The 20167-nt window shown below is 65.1% G+C and carries 22 protein-coding genes; 9 read left to right on the plus strand and 13 right to left on the minus strand.

Annotation, left to right across the window (positions count from 1 at the left end):
* Positions 1 to 38 precede the first annotated feature (38 nt).
* Genes QX051_RS06525 through QX051_RS06535 form a run of 3 tightly spaced genes read right to left on the minus strand, consistent with a single transcriptional unit; the run spans position 39 to position 3535 of the window.
* Positions 39 to 803: an SDR family NAD(P)-dependent oxidoreductase gene (locus QX051_RS06525; RefSeq protein ID WP_315734728.1), complete on the minus strand. Its 765-nt coding sequence runs from the start codon at positions 801 to 803 to the stop codon at positions 39 to 41.
* A 25-nt stretch (positions 804 to 828) separates the two neighbouring features.
* Complete coding sequence (locus QX051_RS06530; protein WP_315775517.1) at positions 829 to 2730, minus strand: feruloyl-CoA synthase; 1902 nt, start codon at positions 2728 to 2730, stop codon at positions 829 to 831.
* 1 nt (position 2731) lies between these two features.
* The gene (locus QX051_RS06535; protein WP_315772634.1) at positions 2732 to 3535 is read right to left on the minus strand and encodes a crotonase/enoyl-CoA hydratase family protein; all 804 of its coding nucleotides are present in this window, start codon (positions 3533 to 3535) and stop codon (positions 2732 to 2734) included.
* Positions 3536 to 4312: 777 nt separating this feature from the next.
* Between QX051_RS06535 and QX051_RS06540 the strand changes: the two genes are divergently transcribed.
* Positions 4313 to 4639, plus strand: coding sequence for a hypothetical protein (locus QX051_RS06540; RefSeq protein WP_315775518.1), 327 nt, complete (start codon positions 4313 to 4315; stop codon positions 4637 to 4639).
* Positions 4640 to 5077: 438 nt separating this feature from the next.
* On the opposite strand, the gene QX051_RS06545 is transcribed toward QX051_RS06540, so the two are convergent.
* From QX051_RS06545 to QX051_RS06560, 4 genes are all read right to left on the minus strand, one after another.
* Complete coding sequence (locus tag QX051_RS06545) at positions 5078 to 5557, minus strand: DUF3237 domain-containing protein (protein ID WP_315775519.1); 480 nt, start codon at positions 5555 to 5557, stop codon at positions 5078 to 5080.
* On the minus strand, positions 5557 to 6876 hold the full coding sequence (locus QX051_RS06550) for a TRAP transporter permease (protein ID WP_315775520.1): 1320 nt from the start codon (positions 6874 to 6876) through the stop codon (positions 5557 to 5559). Before QX051_RS06550 ends, QX051_RS06545 begins: the two co-directional genes overlap by 1 nt.
* Positions 6877 to 6882: 6 nt before the next feature.
* Entirely contained in the window at positions 6883 to 7392 is a 510-nt protein-coding gene (locus QX051_RS06555; protein WP_315753543.1) for a TRAP transporter small permease, read from the minus strand.
* A 220-nt stretch (positions 7393 to 7612) separates the two neighbouring features.
* On the minus strand, positions 7613 to 8629 hold the full coding sequence (locus tag QX051_RS06560; RefSeq protein ID WP_315734744.1) for a TRAP transporter substrate-binding protein: 1017 nt from the start codon (positions 8627 to 8629) through the stop codon (positions 7613 to 7615).
* 409 nt (positions 8630 to 9038) lie between these two features.
* On the opposite strand from QX051_RS06560, the gene QX051_RS06565 reads away from it, so the two are divergent.
* A complete protein-coding gene (locus QX051_RS06565; protein ID WP_315772637.1) occupies positions 9039 to 9452 on the plus strand; it encodes a PaaI family thioesterase in 414 nt (137 codons plus the stop codon).
* A gap of 222 nt (positions 9453 to 9674) precedes the next feature.
* Here QX051_RS06565 and QX051_RS06570 read toward each other — a convergent pair whose 3' ends face one another.
* Entirely contained in the window at positions 9675 to 10559 is an 885-nt protein-coding gene (locus QX051_RS06570) for a LysR family transcriptional regulator (RefSeq protein WP_315775521.1), read from the minus strand.
* Between the two features lie 120 nt (positions 10560 to 10679).
* Here QX051_RS06570 and QX051_RS06575 point away from each other — a divergent pair, with 120 nt between their 5' ends.
* Entirely contained in the window at positions 10680 to 11312 is a 633-nt protein-coding gene (locus QX051_RS06575; RefSeq protein ID WP_315775522.1) for a pyridoxamine 5'-phosphate oxidase family protein, read from the plus strand.
* 194 nt (positions 11313 to 11506) lie between these two features.
* Here the strand turns inward: QX051_RS06575 and QX051_RS06580 are convergent, their stop codons facing one another.
* The gene (locus QX051_RS06580) at positions 11507 to 12235 is read right to left on the minus strand and encodes a glutathione S-transferase family protein (RefSeq protein WP_315775523.1); all 729 of its coding nucleotides are present in this window, start codon (positions 12233 to 12235) and stop codon (positions 11507 to 11509) included.
* A gap of 218 nt (positions 12236 to 12453) precedes the next feature.
* Between QX051_RS06580 and QX051_RS06585 the strand changes: the two genes are divergently transcribed.
* Together QX051_RS06585 and QX051_RS06590 are read left to right on the plus strand one after the other, a co-directional pair.
* Positions 12454 to 13152 carry a YafY family protein gene (locus QX051_RS06585; RefSeq protein WP_315734755.1) on the plus strand — a complete coding sequence of 233 codons (699 nt, stop codon included), beginning with the start codon at positions 12454 to 12456 and terminating at the stop codon, positions 13150 to 13152.
* Complete coding sequence (locus QX051_RS06590) at positions 13145 to 13465, plus strand: YkgJ family cysteine cluster protein (RefSeq protein WP_315734757.1); 321 nt, start codon at positions 13145 to 13147, stop codon at positions 13463 to 13465. Before QX051_RS06585 ends, QX051_RS06590 begins: the two co-directional genes overlap by 8 nt.
* A 24-nt stretch (positions 13466 to 13489) precedes the next feature.
* On the opposite strand, the gene QX051_RS06595 is transcribed toward QX051_RS06590, so the two are convergent.
* The 4 genes from QX051_RS06595 to QX051_RS06610 all read right to left on the minus strand — a co-directional run bounded on the left by QX051_RS06595 (position 13490) and on the right by QX051_RS06610 (position 16231).
* Positions 13490 to 13882: a hypothetical protein gene (locus QX051_RS06595; protein ID WP_315775847.1), complete on the minus strand. Its 393-nt coding sequence runs from the start codon at positions 13880 to 13882 to the stop codon at positions 13490 to 13492.
* Positions 13883 to 14016: 134 nt separating this feature from the next.
* Positions 14017 to 14367, minus strand: coding sequence for a DUF3307 domain-containing protein (locus QX051_RS06600; RefSeq protein WP_315735691.1), 351 nt, complete (start codon positions 14365 to 14367; stop codon positions 14017 to 14019).
* A gap of 294 nt (positions 14368 to 14661) precedes the next feature.
* Complete coding sequence (locus QX051_RS06605; RefSeq protein WP_315772641.1) at positions 14662 to 15543, minus strand: DUF6537 domain-containing protein; 882 nt, start codon at positions 15541 to 15543, stop codon at positions 14662 to 14664.
* 19 nt (positions 15544 to 15562) lie between these two features.
* Positions 15563 to 16231: a cyclic nucleotide-binding domain-containing protein gene (locus QX051_RS06610; protein ID WP_315713745.1), complete on the minus strand. Its 669-nt coding sequence runs from the start codon at positions 16229 to 16231 to the stop codon at positions 15563 to 15565.
* A gap of 293 nt (positions 16232 to 16524) precedes the next feature.
* Between QX051_RS06610 and QX051_RS06615 the strand changes: the two genes are divergently transcribed.
* The 4 genes from QX051_RS06615 (at position 16525) to QX051_RS06630 (ending at position 20086) form a co-directional block, all read left to right on the plus strand.
* Positions 16525 to 17637 carry a cyclic nucleotide-gated ion channel gene (locus tag QX051_RS06615; protein ID WP_315775524.1) on the plus strand — a complete coding sequence of 371 codons (1113 nt, stop codon included), beginning with the start codon at positions 16525 to 16527 and terminating at the stop codon, positions 17635 to 17637.
* On the plus strand, positions 17634 to 18428 hold the full coding sequence (locus tag QX051_RS06620; protein ID WP_315775525.1) for an enoyl-CoA hydratase/isomerase family protein: 795 nt from the start codon (positions 17634 to 17636) through the stop codon (positions 18426 to 18428). The genes QX051_RS06615 and QX051_RS06620 overlap by 4 nt, the downstream gene beginning before the upstream one ends.
* 157 nt (positions 18429 to 18585) lie before the next feature.
* A complete protein-coding gene (locus tag QX051_RS06625) occupies positions 18586 to 19320 on the plus strand; it encodes a LuxR family transcriptional regulator (protein ID WP_315734766.1) in 735 nt (244 codons plus the stop codon).
* Positions 19321 to 19402: 82 nt separating this feature from the next.
* Entirely contained in the window at positions 19403 to 20086 is a 684-nt protein-coding gene (locus QX051_RS06630) for an acyl-homoserine-lactone synthase (RefSeq protein WP_315734768.1), read from the plus strand.
* Positions 20087 to 20167: the final 81 nt, after the last annotated feature.

A 20167-nucleotide genomic window follows, 5' to 3' on the forward strand; every position in this document is an offset into this window, starting at 1 on the left:
GGATACGTCGTCGCTACGCTGCTCGCAATGACGGAAAATCACTTCGGCGCCATGCGCAGCGAGCCGTCGAGGCGGACGACCTCGCCGTTCAGATAGGCGTTCTCGACCATATGCAGCGCAAGTGCGGCGAACTCATCGGCGTGACCGAGGCGGCGAGGGAACGGGATCGCGGCGGCGAGCGAGTCCTGGGCCTCCTGCGGCAGGTTGGCGAGCAGCGGCGTCAGGAATAGGCCGGGCGCAATGGTCAGCACGCGGATGCCGAACTGTGCGAGCTCACGCGCGATCGGCAGGGTCATGCCGACAATGCCGCCCTTCGAGGCCGAATAGGCGGACTGTCCGATCTGGCCGTCATAGGCCGCGACCGAGGCGGTGTTGATGACGACACCACGCTCGCCGGTCGCCTGCGGCTCCAGCTTGGTCATGCCGTTGGTGACCAGACGCAGCATGTTGAACGAGCCGATCAGGTTGACCTTGATGACCTTCTCGAAATCGGCCAGCGGCATCGGACCGTCGCGGCCGACGACGCGCTTGGCGACGCCGATGCCGGCGCAGTTCACCAGCACGCGCGGCTGCTGGCCGAGCGCCTCGACCGCCTTGGCGACGGCGGCTTCCGCGCCGGCGGCATCGGAAACGTCGCAAACCACGGCCACGCCCTTGATCTCGGCGGCGACCTCCTCGGCCAGCTTGGCATTGAGATCGAACACGGCGACCTTGGCGCCCTGGGCAGCGAGCTTGCGGGCGGTGGCGGCCCCGAGGCCGGAAGCGCCGCCGGTGACGATGGCGGCCTGATCCTTCAACAACATGTCGTTTCTCCCTTGGATGCGTCGATCAGCCGGCGATGATGATGTCGTCGTCCGGCGTCGCGGCGTAGATGCGTTCGATCAGGTCCTTGCGGTGCTCCAGCACGGCGCGCTGGTTGATCGATCCCTTGTCGGTGACCTCGCCCTTGTCGATCGACAGCGGCACGCCGAGCAGGACGGCGCGCGTGATGCGCGTCGACGAGCCGGTCGCGGTCTGCAGGAATTTTGCGAAGCGCTCACGGAAGGCCTCGATGATCAGCGGATCGGCCGCCGTGGCGGCGAGATCGTCGAACGGCAAGGTCGCGTTGATCAGCCGGCAGCCGTCGGGATCGAGCACGACGATGGCAGCGATCTCGTCGCGGTTGATGCCGGCAATGATCACGTCGCGCGCCAGCGGCGCGCAGGCCGCGACGAAGCGCGCCCGCAACGGGCCGACCGAGACCCAGGTGCCGGACGCCAGCTTGAAGTCCTCGGCGACACGGCCGTCGAAGTCGAAGCCGGCATTGAAGTCGTCGGGATCGACGGGCTTCAGCGCGTCGCCCATCTTGTAGTAGCCTTCGTCATCGAAGGCCGCGGCCGAGACCTCAGGCAGGCGCCAATAGCCCGGCGTCACGTTCGGCCCCTTGGCCCGCACCTCCATCTTGCCGTTGTTGGGCACGAGCTTGGCCTCGTTGCCCGACACCGGCAGGCCGACATGGCCGGAGCGGCTGGTGCGCGGATTGACCGACATGAAGAACGGTGCGGTCTCGGTCGAGCCGAGGCCCGTCAGCATCGGCACGCGAGTGCCGGTCTCGGCCACCGAGAGCTCATCGAGCTCGTTCCAGACATGCGGCGCCAGCGCGGCGCCGGAGAAGAACATCGCATGCAGCCGCTGGAAGAAGGACTTCCGCAACGCCGCGTCCTCGCGGAAATAGGGCAGCAGCGACTCGTAGCCCTTGGGGACGTTGAAATAGACCGTCGGCGAGATCTCGCGCAGGTTTCGCACGGTCTCCTCGATCCCGCCCGGCACCGGCTTGCCCTGGTCGAGATACATCGAGCCGCCATTGAACAGCGTCAGCCCGATGTTGTGGTTGCCGCCGAAGGTGTGATTCCAGGGCAGCCAGTCGATGATGACGGGCGGCTCGTCCTTCAGGAACGCGAGCGTCTCGCGGATCATCACCTGGTTGGCGCAGATCATGCGCTGGGTGTTGATCACGGCCTTCGGGTTGCCGGTCGAGCCCGAGGTCAGCAGGAACTTCGCGATCGTGTCGGGGCCGATCTTGTCGTGGGCGGCGTCGAGGCCGGGGAACAGCGGCGATGCGATCAGATCGGCGAGCATCGTGATCTTGCGGCCCGGCACCGAGCCGAACGACGCCACGATCTCGGTGCCCTCGGGCACGTTGGCGACGAGCGCGTCGGCGAACTTGTCGGCGTCGTCGACGAAGACGAGGCCCGGCGTCAGCAGCTTCATCAGATAAGCGAGCTTGCCGTAGTCGCGCGACACCAGCGAATAGGCCGGCGACACCGGGCAGAACGGCACGCCGGCATAGAGCGAGCCGAACGCGACCAGCGCATGATCGATCGAATTGCCCGACAGGATCATCACCGGCCGGTCCGGCGACAGCCCGCGTGCGAGCAGCCCCGACGCGATGTGCCGGCTCGCCGCCAGCAGCGTGGCATAGGTCAGCTCGCGCCAGCCCTCGGGCCCGACGCGCTCGGCCATGAACACGCGCTGCGGCGTGGTCTTGGCGAAGTGATGCAGCCGATCCGTGATCCGCGGTGGATAGTCGCCGAGCGGCTGCTTCGGCCGGAGATAGATGGTGCCGTCGTCGCGGCGGTCGACCGTGACGGCCGGGTCGTTGAACGAGATCGCGCGCAACGGATGAACACTGGCGGTGCGCGCCGTGTTGTCCGTTCCTCCCTGTGTGCTTGTTATTGTTTGTGCGGTCATGTCACGTCGGCTTCACTTTTGCGGTCTTGTGATCGAGGAAGGCGCGGATGCGATTTTTGGCCTCCTTGTCGCTCTGCGCGACGGTGGCCATCAGCGATTCCATCAGCAGGCCGGTCTGCGGATTGGCCTCGGCGATCATCGGCAGCGCCTGCAGCACCGCGAAATTCGTCAGCGGCGCGTTGTTCGCGATCTTCGCCGCCAGCTCCATCGCCTTGGTCATCGAGGCGCCGGCCTCGACGAGATATTGCGCGAAGCCGTAGGACGAGCCTTCGGTCGCCGAATAGACCCGTCCGGTCAGCATCATGTCCATCATGCGGGCGACGCCGATCAGGCGCGGCAACCTGACGGAGCCGCCGCCGCCGACGAAGATGCCGCGCTGGCCCTCGGGCAGCGCGAAGTAGGCCGACGGCTCGGCGACACGGATATGCGCGGCGCAGGCGAGCTCGAGGCCGCCGCCGATGACGGCGCCCTTCAGCGCGGCGATCACCGGCACGCGGCAGTACTGGATGCGGTCGAACACGCGATGCCACATCTGCGAATGCACCAATCCCTCGGTCGCGTCGCGCTCGCGCAATTCGGAGAGATCGAGGCCGGAGGAGAAATTGTCGCCGATGCCGTGGATCACGACACAGCGGACGTCTTCGGGCAGGCTGGTGAAGCAATCGCCGATGGCGAGGATGATGCCGTCATTCAGCGCATTGCGCTTGGCCGGGCGGTTGAGCCCGATCGTCAGGACGGCGCCCTGCTGTTCGATCTGCAGCAGAGACGGATCGCCCGCTGGCGTGGCGGTGTCGGCGTTTCCCATCGCTTGATTGTGTCCTGTTCAGAATAGTTATGTTTTATAACGATCTTCGCGGGAGTCAACAAGCGGCGCCCGACATCATGTTGTGCGATGCAAAAGAACAAGCCGCCGAGGGGCTCGGTCACGCGCAGCATCGTAAGACCCGCCTGCGCGCAAAGGCAAATGACATGATCCGGCGTTCCCGCGGCGAAATCACGCCCGGGGCTTGCTGATATGGTTCGCCCTCTCATGCGGAGGGCGCAGGGAAGGCCAGGCGTCGGCTGACGCCTGCGGCCCGCCTGCGAGAAAAAATGCAGGCGGCAGGTACCACAGGTGCAGCCGAAAACGCCCGGCGGGCTCAAGCGGTGGTCTTCACGCTTATACGCAGTCTCCCTGGTGCACCGGCTTGTTGGCCACCATGATCCGCGCGGCGCGTTAGCGCCGTCGCGAACGTAACACCGGCAACGGGGTGTCAGGACGCTGCGACTTCACGTCCGCGACACATCGTTCGTCCGCGCGCCCGTAGACACGCTGCGACATGATCGCGGCCACCGCTCCCCGCCCCGCGTGTCGTGACGATCGCGCGCTACGCCCCTCGGCTTGGGACGGGATGCCGGTAAAGAACCATAATTTCCGATAAAGCGCAAGATATTTATTTTTATCAGAATATGCTGGGAGGATGCCGCTTAGGCCGAAGCCCCCGGGGGCGACATCCGAGATGAACGGCCAACAACATTGCATTCAGGCTGGCTTCAAAGCCCGCGATGTAGAACGTCCCTACACTTCCCAATGGAGGGGACCATGGTTTCGCTGAAGACATCTCTCGCAGGCGGCGTCGCCGCGCTCGCTGTGACCGCAACCCTGTTCGCCGCGCCGGCGCCCGCTCAAGCCCATGACGGCCGCAATGCGGCGTTGATCGGCGGCCTGGTGGCCGGAGCCCTCATCGGCGGCGCGCTGGCGTCGGAAGCGCAAGCGTATGAGGCGGCGCCGGTCTACCGCTCCCACTACCGCGACGCCACGTATGACGGCTACGGCTACGAGCGCTACCGTTACGTGCCGGCTCACCGCTATCGCGATTGCGACCACGGCGGCTACGGCCGGGTTTCGGATTGGGACGACGAGGATTAGTCGTACGTCTGCCCGGGATCCGGGCGTCCCGATTTTCTTGCTCGACGCCATGGCTTCCGGACGGCGCCACCACTAGCTGCGCTGTCGTCCCGGGTCGGCGCCTCGACCGCGCTGCGCGCCGCCGAGGCTTACCCGGGACGACAATGGTGTATGAGGCGAGAGCCCGCGGCCACAGATTCCGGTGTCGTCCCTGCGAACGCAGGGACCCACAACCACCGGCTTCGATGGGACGATGACTGGCAGTCATGCCTCACCGATCGATTCCGCGGTATGGATCCCTGCGTTCGCAGGGACGACAGCGGTGGTTGCAGCAACAGCTGGCGCCGCACCGTCATTGCGAGCGACGCGAAGCAATCCAGACTGCCTGCGAGGAGATACTCTGGATTGCTTCGTCGCTCTGCTCCTCACTATGACGAAGCGTGACGCAAGCCGCCCGGCCTACAGCACCACGTGCACGTCGATGACGACGCGATCGGCATGCCGGGCGGCGGAGCCTATGAAGACGTGCTCCATCAGCCAGCGATACTTCTCGTGGCCGGTCTCGAAGCGCGGGTGGGTGCGGAAGTAGATCAGCCTGGGGTCCACGGGCTCGCCGCGCTTAAGCTTCTGCAGGAGGTCGACCGGCCCGAAGCGGATGCCGCGGTTCTCGACATAGATGGTCGCGCCGTCATCGGTCTCGAAGGCGTACTTCGCTTCGAGGTCGATCAGCTCGTTGGGACGGATGATCTGGAAGTCGGCGCCGAAGTTGCAGATCTTGCCGCTGATGCCTTCGCCCCCGAGGCCCGGCCCCTTCACCTCGCCGCCATGGATCGGGATGATCCGGCGCACGCCGATGCCGGTCTCGCCGGCGGAGGTCACCTCGCCGATCATGACGGTGAGGGTGAAGACGTAGCGGGTATCGAGGATGGGCGTCGTCATCAGCGGTTCATCATCTGTTGCGGCAGCCAGGTGGCGAGCAGCGGAAAGGCGATCAGGATCACCAGCCGGATCAGGTCGGTGGCCACGAACGGCAGCACGCCCTTGAAGATCGTGGAGAAGGATACGTCCTTCACCACGCTCTTGATGACGAAGACGTTCATGCCGACCGGCGGATGGATCAGGCCGAGCTCGACCGTCATCACGATGATGACGCCGAACCAGATCGGATCGAAGCCGAGATGCGAGATCACCGGGAATATGATCGGCACGGTCAGGATGATCATCGCCATCGCGTCCATCAGGCAGCCCAGCACCAGATACATCACCATGATTAGCGCCAGCACACCGTACGGCCCGAGGCCGAGGCCGGTGAGGAACTCGGTCACCTTCTGCGGCGTCTGCGTCACCGTCAGGAAGTAGCCGAAGATCAGCGCGCCGATCAGCACGGTGAACACGGCCGCCGCGGTGCGCGTCGCCTGCAGCAGCGAGGCCAGGATCTTGTCCTTGTTCAGCCGTCCCGTAAACACGCCAATCAGGAACGCGCCGGTGGCGCCGACGCCGCCGGCCTCGGTCGGCGTGAAGCGCGGCAGGAACGGAAGACCATAGAGACCGCCGATCACGAACAGGAACAGCAGCATCGGCGCCCAGATGCCCTTCAATCCCTTGATGCGCTCGGCCCATGGCAGCGCCTCGCCCTTGGGCAGGAAATCCGGCCGGACGCGGCCGATCACCGTGATGGTGATCATGTACATGGTCATGGCGAGCAGGCCGGGGATGATGCCGGCGATGAACAGCTTGCCGATGTCCTGCTCGGTGATGATGCCGTAGACCGCGAGCACGGTGGAGGGCGGCAGCATCGCGCCCAAGGTGCCGCCGGCGGCGATGACGCCGGTGGCGAAGGATTGCGGATAGCCGAAGCGGCGCATCTCCGGATAGGCCACGGCCGAGAACGTCGCGGCGGTCGCCACCGACGAGCCGCAGATCGCGGCGAAGCCGCCGCAGGCCGCGACCGTGGCGATGCCGAGCCCGCCGCGCAGATGGCCGACGAAGCCGTTGGCGGCACGGAACAGCTCGCGGCTCATGCCGGAGTTGGACACGAACGTTCCCATCAGCAGGAACATCGGGATCACGCCGAACGTGTAGTCCGTGACCGTGCGCATCGAGGTCTGGCCGACCAGCTTCAACGCCGCCGTGCCGTTGACGAGATAGGCGAAGCCGGACACGCCGACGAGCCCCATCGCCATGCCCACCGGCACGCGCAGCAGCATCAGCGCAAACAGCGCAACGAAGCCGATGACGGCAACCGCATCCGTGCTCATGCGGCGCTACTCCGTGGGCTTGACTTGAGGGTCATGAATCTCCTCGGGGTGGAAAATCAGGCGATAGGTCCGGATGGCGATCAGGAGCACCGCCGAAACGTCGCCGATCCAGGCGATGGCGAAGAACGGCCAGGTCGGCATGTGCAGATCGAAGGTGAGGACGTTGTCCTCATAGGTGCCGCGCACCTTGTCGAACAGGGTCCAGGTCTGCACCGTGACGACGAACAGCAGCACCAGCGTTGCGAAGATGTCGATCCAGCGCTGATAGCGCGGGCCGACATTGCCCCAGATCAGATCCACGGTGATGTGGGTGCCGCGGTACGATGTCGCGGCGATGCCCCAGAAGATCAGGATGCCGAGCAGCATCCGCCCGATGTCGAAGGAATCGGGGATCGAATAGTTCAGCGTGTTGCGGAGCAGCACCGACAGGAAGATGTCGAGCGCGACGATGCCGACGAAGAACGCGGCGATCCACTCGATCCCGTCGATGATCCGGTCCATGAAGGCGCGCTGCATGGCGTCCCCGTTTGATCTTAGTCGTAAACCTGAAGATTGAGCGCGAGCTGTTGCTCAGCAGGCGGTGGGCCCCCTCGCCCCGCTCTTGTCCGCCGTAGCTCGAAGAGCGAAGGCGGATGCGGGGAGAGAGTTGGGGTGAGGAGCGCGCGTCGAGGGCGCGCCTGTTGCCGCATCCATCGGAATGAGGCGGGAGGCGCGGCATCTGCGATGATCTCGATCGCTACTGCGCCAGCGCCTTGTACTTGGCGAGCGAGGCCTTCAGCTCGGTCATGGCGGCCTCGGCGTCGACGCCGGTCTTCTTGACGCCATCGGCCCAGGTCTTGAACAGCGGCTCGGAGGCCTTTTTCCACAAGGCGGTCTGCTCCGGCGACAGCTTGTAGACCTCCTGGCCGGACTCGGCCTTGATCTTGTCGACGCCGGCGTCCTCGAACTTGCCCCAGGGCTCGCCGACCCGGCCGGCAGCTTCGGTGTTGCAATTGTCGTCGATCGCCTTCTTCTGCGTCGCCGACATCTGGTTGTACTTGTCCTTGTTCATGACGAAGACGAAGGTCGTCACGTAGAACGGCGCATCCATGTGGTACTTCGTGACCTTGTCGACGCCGAACAGCACCAGCGAGCCGGCCGGGAAGGTGACGCCGTCGGCAACGCCGCGCTCGATGATGTCGCGCACTTCCGGTGCCGACGACTGCACATTGGTGCCGCCGAGCAGGGTGACGAAATTGGCGATCGTCGCATCGGCCGGGCGGATCTTCATGCCCTTGACGTCGTCGGGCACGACGACCTTCTTGGTGCGGGTGTGGAAAGCCGACGGCGTGTGGACGAAGGCGAGGCAGTACTTGACGTCCTTCATCTCCTTCTCGGCATATTTGCGATACCACGCGTCCAAACCTTCCGAGCCCCCCTTGGCGTCGGAAATCAGGAACGGCAACTCGCCGGCGCCGATGATCGGGAAACGGCCGGGCTGATAGCCGGGATTCACATAAGTGACATCAGCGATGCCGTCGCGCGCCATGTCGTAATGATCGAAGGCCTTGCCGAGCTGCTGGGCCGGGAACACCTTGCCCTTGATGGTGCCACCCGAGGCCTTCTCCACCGACGCCGCCCAATCCTCCAGCGCCTTCTGCAGCGGATGGCTCGCCGGCACCCAGTGCGAGATCTTCAATTCGAATGTCTTGTCCTGCGCGAGCGCGGGGGTCACACCGGCGGCCAGAGCCAACGCCAGAAGCGTCTTCCTCATCGGGATCGTCTCCTCCATCAGTGGGCCTTCGAGGGCCCTTTGCTTCATTGTTATAGCATATAAGCATCATTGCAAGCGCGGCGGCAGGTTGGCCACCAGTGCACGCGCCAAGCGGAGCCTATCGCGCCCGCCAGCGCAAGTCTGGCAGACGAAAGTTGCAGGCACATGGCCATTTCATTAACACGTTAAGGATCTCGCCTGCACCCGAAATTGCACGGCGGGAGCATAGCACCACGAAATTGCCGCAGGGCCGCACCGGACGCCCGGCGACATCGCGCGCGGCCCATCCCGTGCATCCGATGCGCAACGTCAAACGCCCGCGCAAAAGACGTTTGAAACTTTGTAGGCGGTGCAAAATCCGCGCTGATGTCGTTGACTGCGGACATCGCCAGCAACGATCGAGACACGCATGAGCAGCATCCCCGCCGGATTCGAACCGCATTTCCGCAAGAGCCCGTTCACCGATCCCTGGGAGCCGCTCTATGCGAAGAAGACGGACAAGGCCGTCATCCTCGGCCTGCGGCTTGCCACGCCGCACACCAATTCGCGCGGGCTGATCCATGGCGGGCTGATCGCATCGCTGGCCGACAATGCGATGGGCTATAGCTGCGCCCAGGCGCTTGGCTGGGAGGCGTCGCTGGTGACGATCAACCTCGCGGTGGACTACATCGGCAGCGCCGGGACCGGACAGTGGCTCAGCGTCGAGAGCGACGTCATCAAGAGCGGACGCACCGTCTGCTTCGTGCAGAGCCTGGTGCTGGCCGACGACGCCGTGATCGCGCGTGCGAACGCGACCTTTCGCGTGGTGCCGAAGAAGGAGTGACCGAAACCGCCGGTCTTTCACATCAAGACGAGTGTCGCACCAAGGTCGGCGCAATCGCATCCACTCGTCATTCCGGGGCAATCGGCAACGCGCATCTGCGCGTTGTCGATTGAACCCGGAATCTCGAGATGATGAAGAACAGAGGCAAGACAACATCGGGATTCCGGGTTCAAGGCCTTCGGCCTTGCCCCGGAATGACGGGGTGTGGCGTTGTAGTCGCTTTCAGCCGAAGCGCCAGTCGCAGGTCGTGGTCACTAGGTCGATGAAGGCGCGCACTTTGGCGGAGAGGAGGCGGGAGCTCGGGAACACGATGTGGATCGGGAGCGGCGGCGGCTCGTATTTCGCCAGCACCCGCTTGAGGCGGCCGCCGCGCAGCATGTCCGCTGCCTGATAGGCCATCACCCGTGTCACGCCGCCGCCCGCCTCGGCATATTGGATCGCGGCGTCGGCATTGTTGGTGACAAGGCGCGGGCTGACCGCAATCCGCAGCTCCCTGCCCTCCTTGACGAAGCGCCATTCGTCGGACGGGCCGAACTGGATGGTCTGGTGCTTCGTCAGCGCCTCGGGCGTCCGCGGCTCACCATGGACCTTGAAGTAGGCGGGAGCGCCGACCACGATGCGGCGCATGCTGCCGACCTGGCGGGCCACGAGCGACGAATCGCCGAGATGGCCGATACGGACGGCACAGTCGACGCCGTCCTCCACCAGATTGATCTGACGGTCCTCGAGGCGCAGCTCGGCCGCGACCTCGGCATAGCGGCTCAGATACGCAGCCATGACAGGACCGACATGGAGCCGGCCGAAGCCGACGGGCGCCGAGACCACCAACCGCCCCACCGGCTGCAGGCGCTCGCTCTCCGCGGCGCGCTCCGCCTCTGCCAGATCGGCCAAGATGCGGCTAGCGCGCTCGAGATAGCGTCGTCCGGAATCGGTCAACGTCACCGAGCGCGTCGTCCGTTGGAGCAGGCGGACGCCAAGATGCGATTCGAGCGCGGCGACCAAACGAGTGACCGCCGATGGTGACAACTTGAGCCGGCGCGCCGCCGGCGCGAAGCCGTTCAGCTCGGCGACGGTGACGAAAGCCTGCATGGCGTCGATGCGGTCCATGGGATTATTGCAACATCTGCAACGATCCAATGTCAACTGGCCAGATTATTTCCCGGGGGGATTGGGACCATATTGACGTGATGGCGGCCGTCACTGCCGCAGCGACAAGGAGTCATTGCGATGACCCAGACATCCATCGAGGCACCGGGCAATGTCATGTTCTCACCCGCCGTGAAGGCGATCCAGGCGCGCAAGGGGTCGCGCGAGAGCTACGCGCATGTGGAGCAGAGCCGCGGCTTTCGCCACGCGGTCGACGCCGATCTCGCCGGCCGCCTCGCCGAGGCCACGAGCTTCTATCTCGCGACCGCCTCGGCCGACGGCCAGCCCTACATCCAGCACCGCGGCGGACCGAAGGGCTTTCTCAAGGTGCTGGACAGCCACACGCTGGCCTTCGCCGACTTCAGCGGCAACCGGCAATATATCACCCAGGGCAATCTGTCGGAGAACCCGCACGCCTACATCTTCATCATGGACTACGCGCATCGCCGCCGGGTGAAGATCTGGGGGACGGCGCGGGTGGTGGAGGACGACGCCGCGCTGACGGCCTCGCTGATGCCGGGAGGCTACAAGGCGCGGCCCGAGCACGTCATCCTGTTCACGATCAGCGCGTGGGACACCAACTGCCCGCAGCACATCCCGCAGAAGTTCGACGCGGCCGACGTCGCGGAAGCGCTGGCCTTTCGCGATGCTCGCATCGCGGAGCTCGAGGCCGAGCTCGCGAAGTTGAAGGGCGAGAGCAAGCCCTCCGCCTAGGTCCTGCGCGCTGCGGGCCGCGCCTTTGGCTTGTTAGTCATTCCGGGGCAATCGTCAGTGCGCAGCGGCGCACTGGCGATTGAACCCGGAATCTCGAGATTGTTAACAACGAACGTAAGACGACATCGAGATTCCGGGTTCAAGGCCTGCGGCCCTGCCCCGGAATGACGGTGAGTGGGACTCGACTGATCAGCTCACGCCGCCTCGGCTGCCCCGCCCCACTCGAACTCGGGGTAATATTGCGCCATCATCCGGTCGGCATAGGCGACGAGGTTGGCAAAGCCTTCGGTGCGCCGGCGCAGCTCGGATTCGAAGAACGGGGTGAGAATGCCGGCGATGACGGCGAACGCCGTCGCATCGGTGCCGCACAGACGGTCGCCCATCAGATAAGGCCGGTCGCCGAGCTGCACCGACAGCGCGCGCAGCGAGCGCGCGGCGAGATCGACGTCCTCGTCCGGCGCATGGCGGCCGAGCCCGGAGATCAGATAGTTCTCGGCGACGCGAAACTGCGCGTCCTCGCGCAGCTTCTCGCGCTTGTCGGCCGGCACGCCGTCGAAGAAATGCGCCGGCCCCTTGGCGAAGTTGACCGGGTCGACCCAGCGCGCTCCGACCAGCGCGAAATACAGGTGATGCTCGATCATGCGCTCGAACCCCCAGGCCTGCGCCCGCGCGCGCACGTCGAGTCCATGATCGAAGTCGAAGCCATATTTGCGCTCGACATGGGCGCGGATGAAGGTCGAATCGGCGATCAGCTCGCCGCCGTCGTCGATGAAGGGCAGTTGCCCCTTCGGCGAGGCCGGCGGCATCGCCCGCTGCTTCCGAAAAGCGAGGCCCGCCATCTTCAATTGCACCTCCGTCTTGGTGACGAAGGGGCTGATCTCCGGCAGGCCGAAGCCCGCGCCCAAACCGAACAATGTGATCATGACAGCACTCCCGACTTCCTGAGCAGACGCCGGACGCTACGAACATGCTGCTGCCACCATGGTGTCAGCAGCGGCAGTAGCGTGGTGGCAAGGCCAAGGCCATAAAACATCATCATCGACATCACCCCTTCAATCTCGTTGTTGACCCGGTATAAAGGCGGGCTGCTGCCAGCATCCTGTCAGCATCGGCGGGGGTGCTCGCCCATGCAGGACACACCATGAGACGCGCCGACCGGCTATTCCAGATCATCCAGGTGCTGAGACGCACGCGCCGCCCCTTGACGGCGGACGCGATCGCGGCCGAGCTCGAGACCTCGAAGCGCACGATCTATCGCGACATCGCCACCCTGATCGGCCAGCGCGTGCCGATCCGCGGCGAGGCCGGCATGGGCTACATCCTGGAGAAAGGTTTCGATCTGCCGCCCTTGATGCTGACGCCGGACGAGATCGAGGCGGCGGTGCTCGGGGCGCAATGGGTCGCGGTCAATGCCGACCCGGTGCTGGCGCGCGCGGCGGAGGACCTGATGGCCAAGATCGCCGACACCGTGCCGGAGCGGCTGCGGCCGTTCGTGCTGGAGCCGGCGAGTCGCGCCCCGCGGCCGTGGATGCGCGAGCCGGACCACATCGACATGGCGCGCACACGCTCGCAGATCCACGAGGGCCGCAAGATCAGGTTGCGCTATCGCGACGAGCAGGGCCGCGACAGCGAGCGCGTGATCTGGCCGATCGCAATCGGCTATCATGACGCCGTCCGCATCCTCGCCGCCTGGTGCGAGCTGCGCCACGACTTCCGCAGCTTCAGGACCGACCGTGTCGTCGAGGCGGACTATCTCGACGACAAATATCCGGAAAGGCGCGAGGCGCTGCGCGCCAAATGGCGGCGCAGCCTGGTGTGGGAGGTTCCCAAGGATGTCTGAACCGATGCCCGATGACCTTGACGTCAGCCCCTGTCAGAGCTGCGGCGCGTGCTGCGCCTATTCGTCGAACTGGCCGCGCTTCACCATCGAGGAAGATGCCGCGCTCGACCTCATCCCGGCGGAACTGGTCAACGAGCGGCTGTCGGGCATGCGCTGCGACGGCGACCGCTGCTGCGCGCTCGATGGCGAAATCGCGCGTTCCGTCGCGTGCCGGATCTACGCGATCCGCCCCGAGGTGTGCCGGACCTGCATGCCCGGTGACGCCGAATGCGCGATGGCCCGACGCAAGTTCGGGCTGCAAGTGCTCGCCTGAGCCAAAGGCGAGGAAGACGGGAAGTCAGGCCATGACCGGCTCGGGGCTGTCGTCGAGATCATCCTCGAACGGCTTCATCACCGAGAGCGGCTTGGTCGACAGCGAGATCGGCTTGCGACTCGAGGTCGTGCTGGCCGGACCCGCCCGGCCCCCGCGGGATTGCGCATACAGCGCCGATCCGACCCGGCCGCCGAACTGCGACAGGTCCTGCTCGCTGCAGGTGGATGCAATCGCAAGCGCCAGCGGGTGAAGATGCGTGCGCCTGTAGCAGAACAGCGCCAGCATGGCCCTCACATCGGCGGACACGCTCTCGACCAGCGTGGGCAGCCCGTTGGCGTCGGCACGGTAGAGCTCGCCGAGAAGCTCGTCGCCGACCGGGCACGAATCGCTGTCGAACGCATCGCGGCTTTGAAGCATCGGTTTGATTGCCATGCCGCGACGATGCAGCGCGAATCGCTAACGGTCGGTTAACCAAACCGAACGGTCGTCCCACCCCCGGTTTGACACGGGGGCTGCCGCGGCCGGCGCGCCGAGACGCGCCGTGGCCGGGCTCAGCCGTTCGCGGCCATGAAGATCGAGAGACCGAAGCCGGTGAGGTGATGCAGCGCCTGATCGACGCCGATCAGGGTCCAGAACCAGGGGTGCTCGGTATTCATGCCGAACCGCGACGAGCAGATGCCCTTCAGGCGATCGATGGTGATGTGAATGGCGAAGTCGATCACGGCGACGAACCAGAATCTCGGCGCGACGATCAGGATCAGGACCATGGCGACGGCGAGATGGATCAGGCAGTGCACCAACAGCGGCAGCGCCCAGCCCTTCCGCTGGTCCTTGCCATAGGCCATCCAGGCGTTCTGCAGCACGAAGTCGCCAATGATGTGCTTGAAGGTCAGCAGCAGCATCCAGCCGACCAGCGCACCAACCGGAACCTGCGACGACAAAGAGGGAAAAGACAAAGCTGACGCTCTCGCTACGACTGACCCTTGGAACCCAACCTTGGACGCACGGGGAACTGGAGGCGTTCAGCGCAATCTGATGAGAATACCCGGCCAATTCGACGCGTATGCGACGCTTATGACATCTCCGGTAGCGAATTGCACGCGAAAGGGAACTTCAAATCGCACCCTGCTACCCTTCGCGGCAATCCCGCCGGGGGTAAGGTTACCCACGCCGCGGCAACCGTCGCTGCGGCGGCGTCATTCCGCGGCGTTGGCCTTCGGCACTGAGAGCGCCCTCGCCCGGATCTGCGCGATGGTCCGCTTCAGCGCCCCCTGTCCCGGCTCTGCCAGCGCAACGGCGCGCGCCTCAGCGATGGCGGAGGCAAGATCCGAGATCGGCAGGACGCCATCGAAGGTGGGCTTGGCCAGGCCATCGATGATGGCATGCCAATCGGCGAGACCCTGCCGGTAGCCGTCGCCCTGCCCCTGGATCATGGTCGCCGTCGCGATCACGGCGGGCGCCGCCGCAGGCTGCTTGTCCAGCGCGCGCGCGATCATGTGCAGCCACCGCTCGGCCCAGGCGCGCTCCTCGCCATAGCGCACCGACTGCAGCCGCCAGCGCCGCAGGCCGGCCATCAGCTTGAGGCGGCGAATGGCCAACCGCGATCGGACCGAAAAGCGGACCTTGACCCGGCGCCGACCCAGCCAGCCGATCTGCTCGAAGACTGCCAGCAACGATTCCGCCACGGCTTGCGGCAGCGCACCGATCAGCTCGTCGAGGCGGAACCTCCTGACGTCGTCGCTCTCGCGCCCCCCCGGGCGCCGCCCCATGTCGAGGCTGATCAATCTGAGCTGGGCGATCCGGATCGGATCCTCATAGGCCATGCGGGCGGCCAGCAGCTGCGCGATCTCGGACAGCATGCCGGCATCGACGTTCGATCTGCGCACGAACCGCTTGATGCGATCGACATAGAGCTGCGCGTAGCTCGCGCCCTGATACTCCATCAGCAGATGGATGCCATCGCTCACCGCCGGCACGGCGGCGTCAGGAAGGCCCTGAGGCAGAAAAGGCGGCTCGCCATCATCGCCGCCGATGACGTCGGCGAAGAGATATCGCAGCGAGGACCGGACGCTTTTCACTGGGCTTCAGGCTCCCGGATCACGCCGGCTTGGCGACGGGCGCCGGCGCGGTGGTCTGTTGCGCCAGACGCCGCTCGAGCGTTTCGATGTTCTGGAACAGCCGGGCGCTGGCGAGGCGCAGGAAGTAGAAGGCGAAGGCGGGGTTCTGGACGTAGAGCTGCTCGACCTGGTCATAGGAGACCGACAGGATCAGGCCGCCCTCGACGCATTCCAGTGTCTGCGTGCGCGTATTGGACGGCGAGATCATGCCGAACTCGCCGACGATCGCACCGACCGGCAGCTCGATACCGGATTCGACCAGGCGGAAGCGGCCGCTGACGATGTAGTACATGCTGTCGGCCTTCTCGTCCTTGTAGAACAGCACCTCGCCGGGACCGCATTTGCGCTCGGTCATGAACGGCTTCAGCCATTCCATGGAGAGGTCGCTGTTGACCGACTGCTTCACGTCGCGGACCAGCTGCAGCATCTGGTGGAGCCGGTAGCTGTTGAGCGGCAGCAGCACCCCGTGCAGGATCAGGACCGGATAGTTGTGCATCGGCACCGCAGTCGCGATCAGGACGATGTTGGTGAGGATGGCGAAAACCCGCAGCGGAATCATCGTCCGCATCGACAGCGTGGCGACCACGAAGATCGAGGCGAAGAGGCTGCCGGCGGCGCCCGCATGTTCGACCAGGTGTGAGGTATCCATCGGGATCAACCAGACTCTTGGGACGCGGGAGGGCGGACGCTCGGTTCCGGCCTCCTTTTGCCTAATTTAGCGTGTCCATGCCGACCTCTGATATACGGCGATCAGACGACGTTTGAACCGGTATTTGAGCCGGCACGGAAAAATTCCCCGCTCGAAGTAGAACGGCTGGACCTGCCGGATGACGCTGCCCAACCGACCGACCCGCATCGTTGACGGGATTTCCCCGATCGGGGCACCTTGACGCCGCCGCGATCTCCTGCGGCTCTGAGACCAGCGACTGACGCCCGCCGCCCATGACCAAACCGCAGCACCCTGCCATGGCGGCATTCGTCACCGCGTTGGCCGGGCGCAACATGACCAGAGCGGCCTATGTGGCCGTGGCGCTCGGCATGAGCGCCACGGTGCTGTTGACGATGGACCCGGCCTACGAAGCTGGACGGCGCTGGATCATCGCCCTGCTGTGGGGATGCCTTGTCTTTTTCGTCGTCGAATGGGCCGTTCGGGTTCAGCAGGCGGCGCGGGCGCAGCGCGCCGCCGCCTACCTGATGTCGGGCCGGGGGCTGCTGGACACGCTCTCCGGCCTTGCCGTTCCGGTCGCGCTGGTCTCGGGCATGGAGGTACGCACCGCGTGGCTGCTGGCGGTCATCTGGGTGCTCAAGGTGACCTCCGGCGTCCCGGGCCTACGCCAACTCCGCCGGGTGCTCGTGGTCGAAGCACGCCCGCTGCTGTCGGTGCTGGTGCTGTTCCTGCTGGTGCTGTTTCTCGGATCGGTCGCCGAATACGCGCTCGAGCACGACGAGCAGCCGGCCACCTTCGGCACCATCCCGTCCGCGCTATGGTGGGCCGTCGCGACCCTCACCACCACGGGCTATGGCGACGTGGTGCCGATCACGCCGCTCGGGCGGGTGGTCGCCGCCACGGTGATGATCTCCGGCCTCGGCGTCTTCGGCCTGTGGACCGGCATCCTGGCCACCGGCTTCGCCGCGGAAACCCGGCGCGACAACTTTCTGAAGACCTGGGAATCGGTCAGCAGGGTACCGTTCTTCGCCAGCCTCGGGCCCTCCACGATCGCCGACGTCGCGCAGATGCTGCGCACCATCGACCTGCCGCCGCGCGCCACCGTGATCCGCAAGGGCGAGCCGGGCGACTGCATGTATTTCATCGCCTCTGGCGAGGTCGAGGTCGACCTTCCCGGCAAGAAGGTCCGGCTCGGCGAGGGCGCGTTCTTCGGCGAGATGGCGCTGCTCGGGAACAACCTGCGCTCGGCCGACATCAGCACGACCAGGCTGTCGAAGCTGCTGGTCCTCGACCTCATCGATTTCCGCGTGCTGTTGGCACGCCACCCCGATCTGGCGCAGAGCATCGATGCCGAGGCCAAGCGCCGAACCATGGAGAACAGGACATGACGACCGGACGAACCACCCAGGCCGATGACGCGCCGAGCAAGCCGCTCCTGACCATCGACGGCGCCCGCGCCACCATTCGGCTCAACCGTCCGCGCCATCTCAACCGGCTGCAGCCGGAGGATCTCGGCGCGCTGCTGGCGCTGTTCGACCAGGTCGAGGCCGACCCGGCCTTGCGCCTGCTGGTGTTGACCGGCACCGGACGCGCCTTCAGCGCCGGCTTCGACCTTGGCGCCATCGGCGCAACGCCGGCGGATACGGCCGAGGCTTCCAGCCCGGCATTCGAGGAGGTCGTCGACCGGCTGGAGGACCTCGCTCTGCCGACGATCTGCCGGCTCAACGGCGGGGTCTATGGCGGTTCGACCGATCTGGCACTGGCCTGCGATTTCCGGATCGGGGTCGATACCAGCGAGATGTTCATGCCGGCGGCGCGGCTCGGGCTGCACTACTACCCGAATGGCATCAAGCGCTACGTGTCCCGCCTTGGTATCGACAATGCCAAGCGTCTGTTCCTGACGGCGGAGAAGATCAACGCGGCTGAGATGCTGCGCATCGGCTATCTCACCGGTGTGGCGACGGCCGATGCGCTCGACGCGGAGGTCGACCGGCTGGCGGCCATTCTAGCCGGCAACGCCCCGCAGGCCATGCGCGGCATGAAGCGCGCCATCAACGAGTTTGCACGCGGAGCCCTCGACGATGCGGCGGCTCGCCGCAGGCATCGGGACAGCATGAGCGGCGCAGAAATCCAGGAGGGCATGAGATCGTTTGCAGAGAAGAGAACGCCGACATTCTGAGCGCAGCCGCGCCCCGAACTGATAAATTTTGCATGCAAACGTCTGTATCCAGCCGGTGTTCTGACACACGCTCAACGAACTATCGACCTAAACCTCCAATTTGCGGTTGACAGCTTTTTGTCCGTGGCTAGCTTGAACCGCGGGCGGAGACTTTCACATGCAAGTGATGGACGCGTATTGGGGACGACGAGCTCTGGAGTACGTCGATGCGATCGAGGCGTCGAAGACCAGCGCAAGCGTGCTCTCCCAGTTCGAGAAGATGATCAGCGACCTGGGCTTTCACGCCTACATCATGGCCGGCGTGCCGACCTCGGGCCAATCGCTGCAGCAGACCATTCTCGCCAACGGCTGGCCGCGGGAATGGTTCGACATGTATGCGCGCGAGCAATTCCACCGCTGCGATCCGATTCCGCGGCACTGCATCTCGACATTGAATCCATTCGCGTGGACGGAGGTGCCCTACAACCGCGAGGACGAGCCCGGCGCGCATGAGGTGATGATGCGCGCGAAGGACTTCCGGTTGAACGAAGGCTTCTGCGTTCCCATCCACTACGACGATGCCGTGGGCGCCGTCAGCCTTGCAGGCGAAAATCCGAATCTCGCCCCGGACGCGCGGGGCGCGCTGCACCTGATCAGCATCTTCACGCACAGCAGGCTGCGCGCATTGGCGCGCTCCGCCGCGAGCAACCAGAGCCGACGCCTGTCGCGGATCGAGGCCGAGGTGCTGAGCTGGGCGGCGCGCGGCAAGACCGCGTGGGAGACGGCACGCATCCTCGGCGTCTCCGAACGCAACGTCCGTTGGCATCTGGAGGAGGCGCAGCGCAAGCTTTCGACCAAGAACAAGACGGCGACGGTTGCGACCGCTCTTGTCAACGGCGAGATCTCGATCTGATCTGGCGTTTCTCCCACTGGATCAATTCGAGCGCATCGGCAATCTGCAAACCCCAATTTGATTCAGACGACCGGGGGTTTCGATGCCTGAGATTCATGTCGTTCGAAAAGATAATCGCGCTCTGTACGAGAAATATTTCGATCCGTATTACCGGCTGCGCCACGAGATTTACGTCAAGCAGCGCAAGTGGACGGCGCTCGATCGTCCCGACGGGCGCGAGATCGATCAGTTCGACACCGAGGATTCGGTCTATCTGTTCTGCATCGACAACGGCCAGTTGATCGGCTCGATGCGCGCGGTGCCAACGCTGATGCCGACGCTGATGAGCGACATCTTCCCGTATCTGAATCTGCGCGGCACGATCCAGCGCCCGGACGTCTACGAGCTGTCGCGCATCTTCGTGATCCCCGAGCGCCGCGGCGAGCATGCGGGCCCGCGGATCGACATGCTGCTGCTGACTGCGATCATGGAGTACGGCATCTCGATCGGGTTGACCGGCTTTTCGATCGTGCTTGAAACCTGGTGGCTGCCGCGGTTCGAGAAGTGCGGCTGGAAGGCGCGGCCGCTCGGCGTACCTCACATGATGGATGGGATGTCGGTAATGGCCGTGCTCGTCGACTGCGATGAAACGACGTGGAAGTCACTCTGCAAGCAGATCGGCCTGACGCGGCCGACGCTGACGTGGCAAGGACTCGAAGACGTCAGCCGCCAGGCCCTGCCGGATATCTTTCTTCATCTTCCACGAGCCGCTCAGCCAGCGCAATGAGCTGTTCCCGGTGCCGCTTCAGCCTGAGCTTATGGAAAGCCTTCAAGAGGCGGTGACCAAGGAGCGTCGCCTCATCCACCT

This window comes from Bradyrhizobium sp. SZCCHNR1053, assembly GCF_032381235.1.
GTDB lineage: Bacteria > Pseudomonadota > Alphaproteobacteria > Rhizobiales > Xanthobacteraceae > Bradyrhizobium.

What these genes read in the sequence shown, in the direction of transcription:
- QX051_RS06525 (WP_315734728.1), bottom strand. Translation starts at nt 803, where the DNA reads ATGTTGTTGAAGGATCAGGCCGCCATCGTCACCGGCGGCGCTTCCGGC.
- QX051_RS06530 (WP_315775517.1), bottom strand. Translation starts at nt 2,730, where the DNA reads ATGACCGCACAAACAATAACAAGCACACAGGGAGGAACGGACAACACG.
- QX051_RS06535 (WP_315772634.1), bottom strand. Translation starts at nt 3,535, where the DNA reads ATGGGAAACGCCGACACCGCCACGCCAGCGGGCGATCCGTCTCTGCTG.
- QX051_RS06540 (WP_315775518.1), top strand. Translation starts at nt 4,313, where the DNA reads ATGGTTTCGCTGAAGACATCTCTCGCAGGCGGCGTCGCCGCGCTCGCT.
- QX051_RS06545 (WP_315775519.1), bottom strand. Translation starts at nt 5,557, where the DNA reads ATGACGACGCCCATCCTCGATACCCGCTACGTCTTCACCCTCACCGTC.
- QX051_RS06550 (WP_315775520.1), bottom strand. Translation starts at nt 6,876, where the DNA reads ATGAGCACGGATGCGGTTGCCGTCATCGGCTTCGTTGCGCTGTTTGCG.
- QX051_RS06555 (WP_315753543.1), bottom strand. Translation starts at nt 7,392, where the DNA reads ATGCAGCGCGCCTTCATGGACCGGATCATCGACGGGATCGAGTGGATC.
- QX051_RS06560 (WP_315734744.1), bottom strand. Translation starts at nt 8,629, where the DNA reads ATGAGGAAGACGCTTCTGGCGTTGGCTCTGGCCGCCGGTGTGACCCCC.
- QX051_RS06565 (WP_315772637.1), top strand. Translation starts at nt 9,039, where the DNA reads ATGAGCAGCATCCCCGCCGGATTCGAACCGCATTTCCGCAAGAGCCCG.
- QX051_RS06570 (WP_315775521.1), bottom strand. Translation starts at nt 10,559, where the DNA reads ATGGACCGCATCGACGCCATGCAGGCTTTCGTCACCGTCGCCGAGCTG.
- QX051_RS06575 (WP_315775522.1), top strand. Translation starts at nt 10,680, where the DNA reads ATGACCCAGACATCCATCGAGGCACCGGGCAATGTCATGTTCTCACCC.
- QX051_RS06580 (WP_315775523.1), bottom strand. Translation starts at nt 12,235, where the DNA reads ATGATCACATTGTTCGGTTTGGGCGCGGGCTTCGGCCTGCCGGAGATC.
- QX051_RS06585 (WP_315734755.1), top strand. Translation starts at nt 12,454, where the DNA reads ATGAGACGCGCCGACCGGCTATTCCAGATCATCCAGGTGCTGAGACGC.
- QX051_RS06590 (WP_315734757.1), top strand. Translation starts at nt 13,145, where the DNA reads ATGTCTGAACCGATGCCCGATGACCTTGACGTCAGCCCCTGTCAGAGC.
- QX051_RS06595 (WP_315775847.1), bottom strand. Translation starts at nt 13,882, where the DNA reads ATGCTTCAAAGCCGCGATGCGTTCGACAGCGATTCGTGCCCGGTCGGC.
- QX051_RS06600 (WP_315735691.1), bottom strand. Translation starts at nt 14,367, where the DNA reads ATGCTGCTGCTGACCTTCAAGCACATCATTGGCGACTTCGTGCTGCAG.
- QX051_RS06610 (WP_315713745.1), bottom strand. Translation starts at nt 16,231, where the DNA reads ATGGATACCTCACACCTGGTCGAACATGCGGGCGCCGCCGGCAGCCTC.
- QX051_RS06615 (WP_315775524.1), top strand. Translation starts at nt 16,525, where the DNA reads ATGACCAAACCGCAGCACCCTGCCATGGCGGCATTCGTCACCGCGTTG.
- QX051_RS06620 (WP_315775525.1), top strand. Translation starts at nt 17,634, where the DNA reads ATGACGACCGGACGAACCACCCAGGCCGATGACGCGCCGAGCAAGCCG.
- QX051_RS06625 (WP_315734766.1), top strand. Translation starts at nt 18,586, where the DNA reads ATGCAAGTGATGGACGCGTATTGGGGACGACGAGCTCTGGAGTACGTC.
- QX051_RS06630 (WP_315734768.1), top strand. Translation starts at nt 19,403, where the DNA reads ATGCCTGAGATTCATGTCGTTCGAAAAGATAATCGCGCTCTGTACGAG.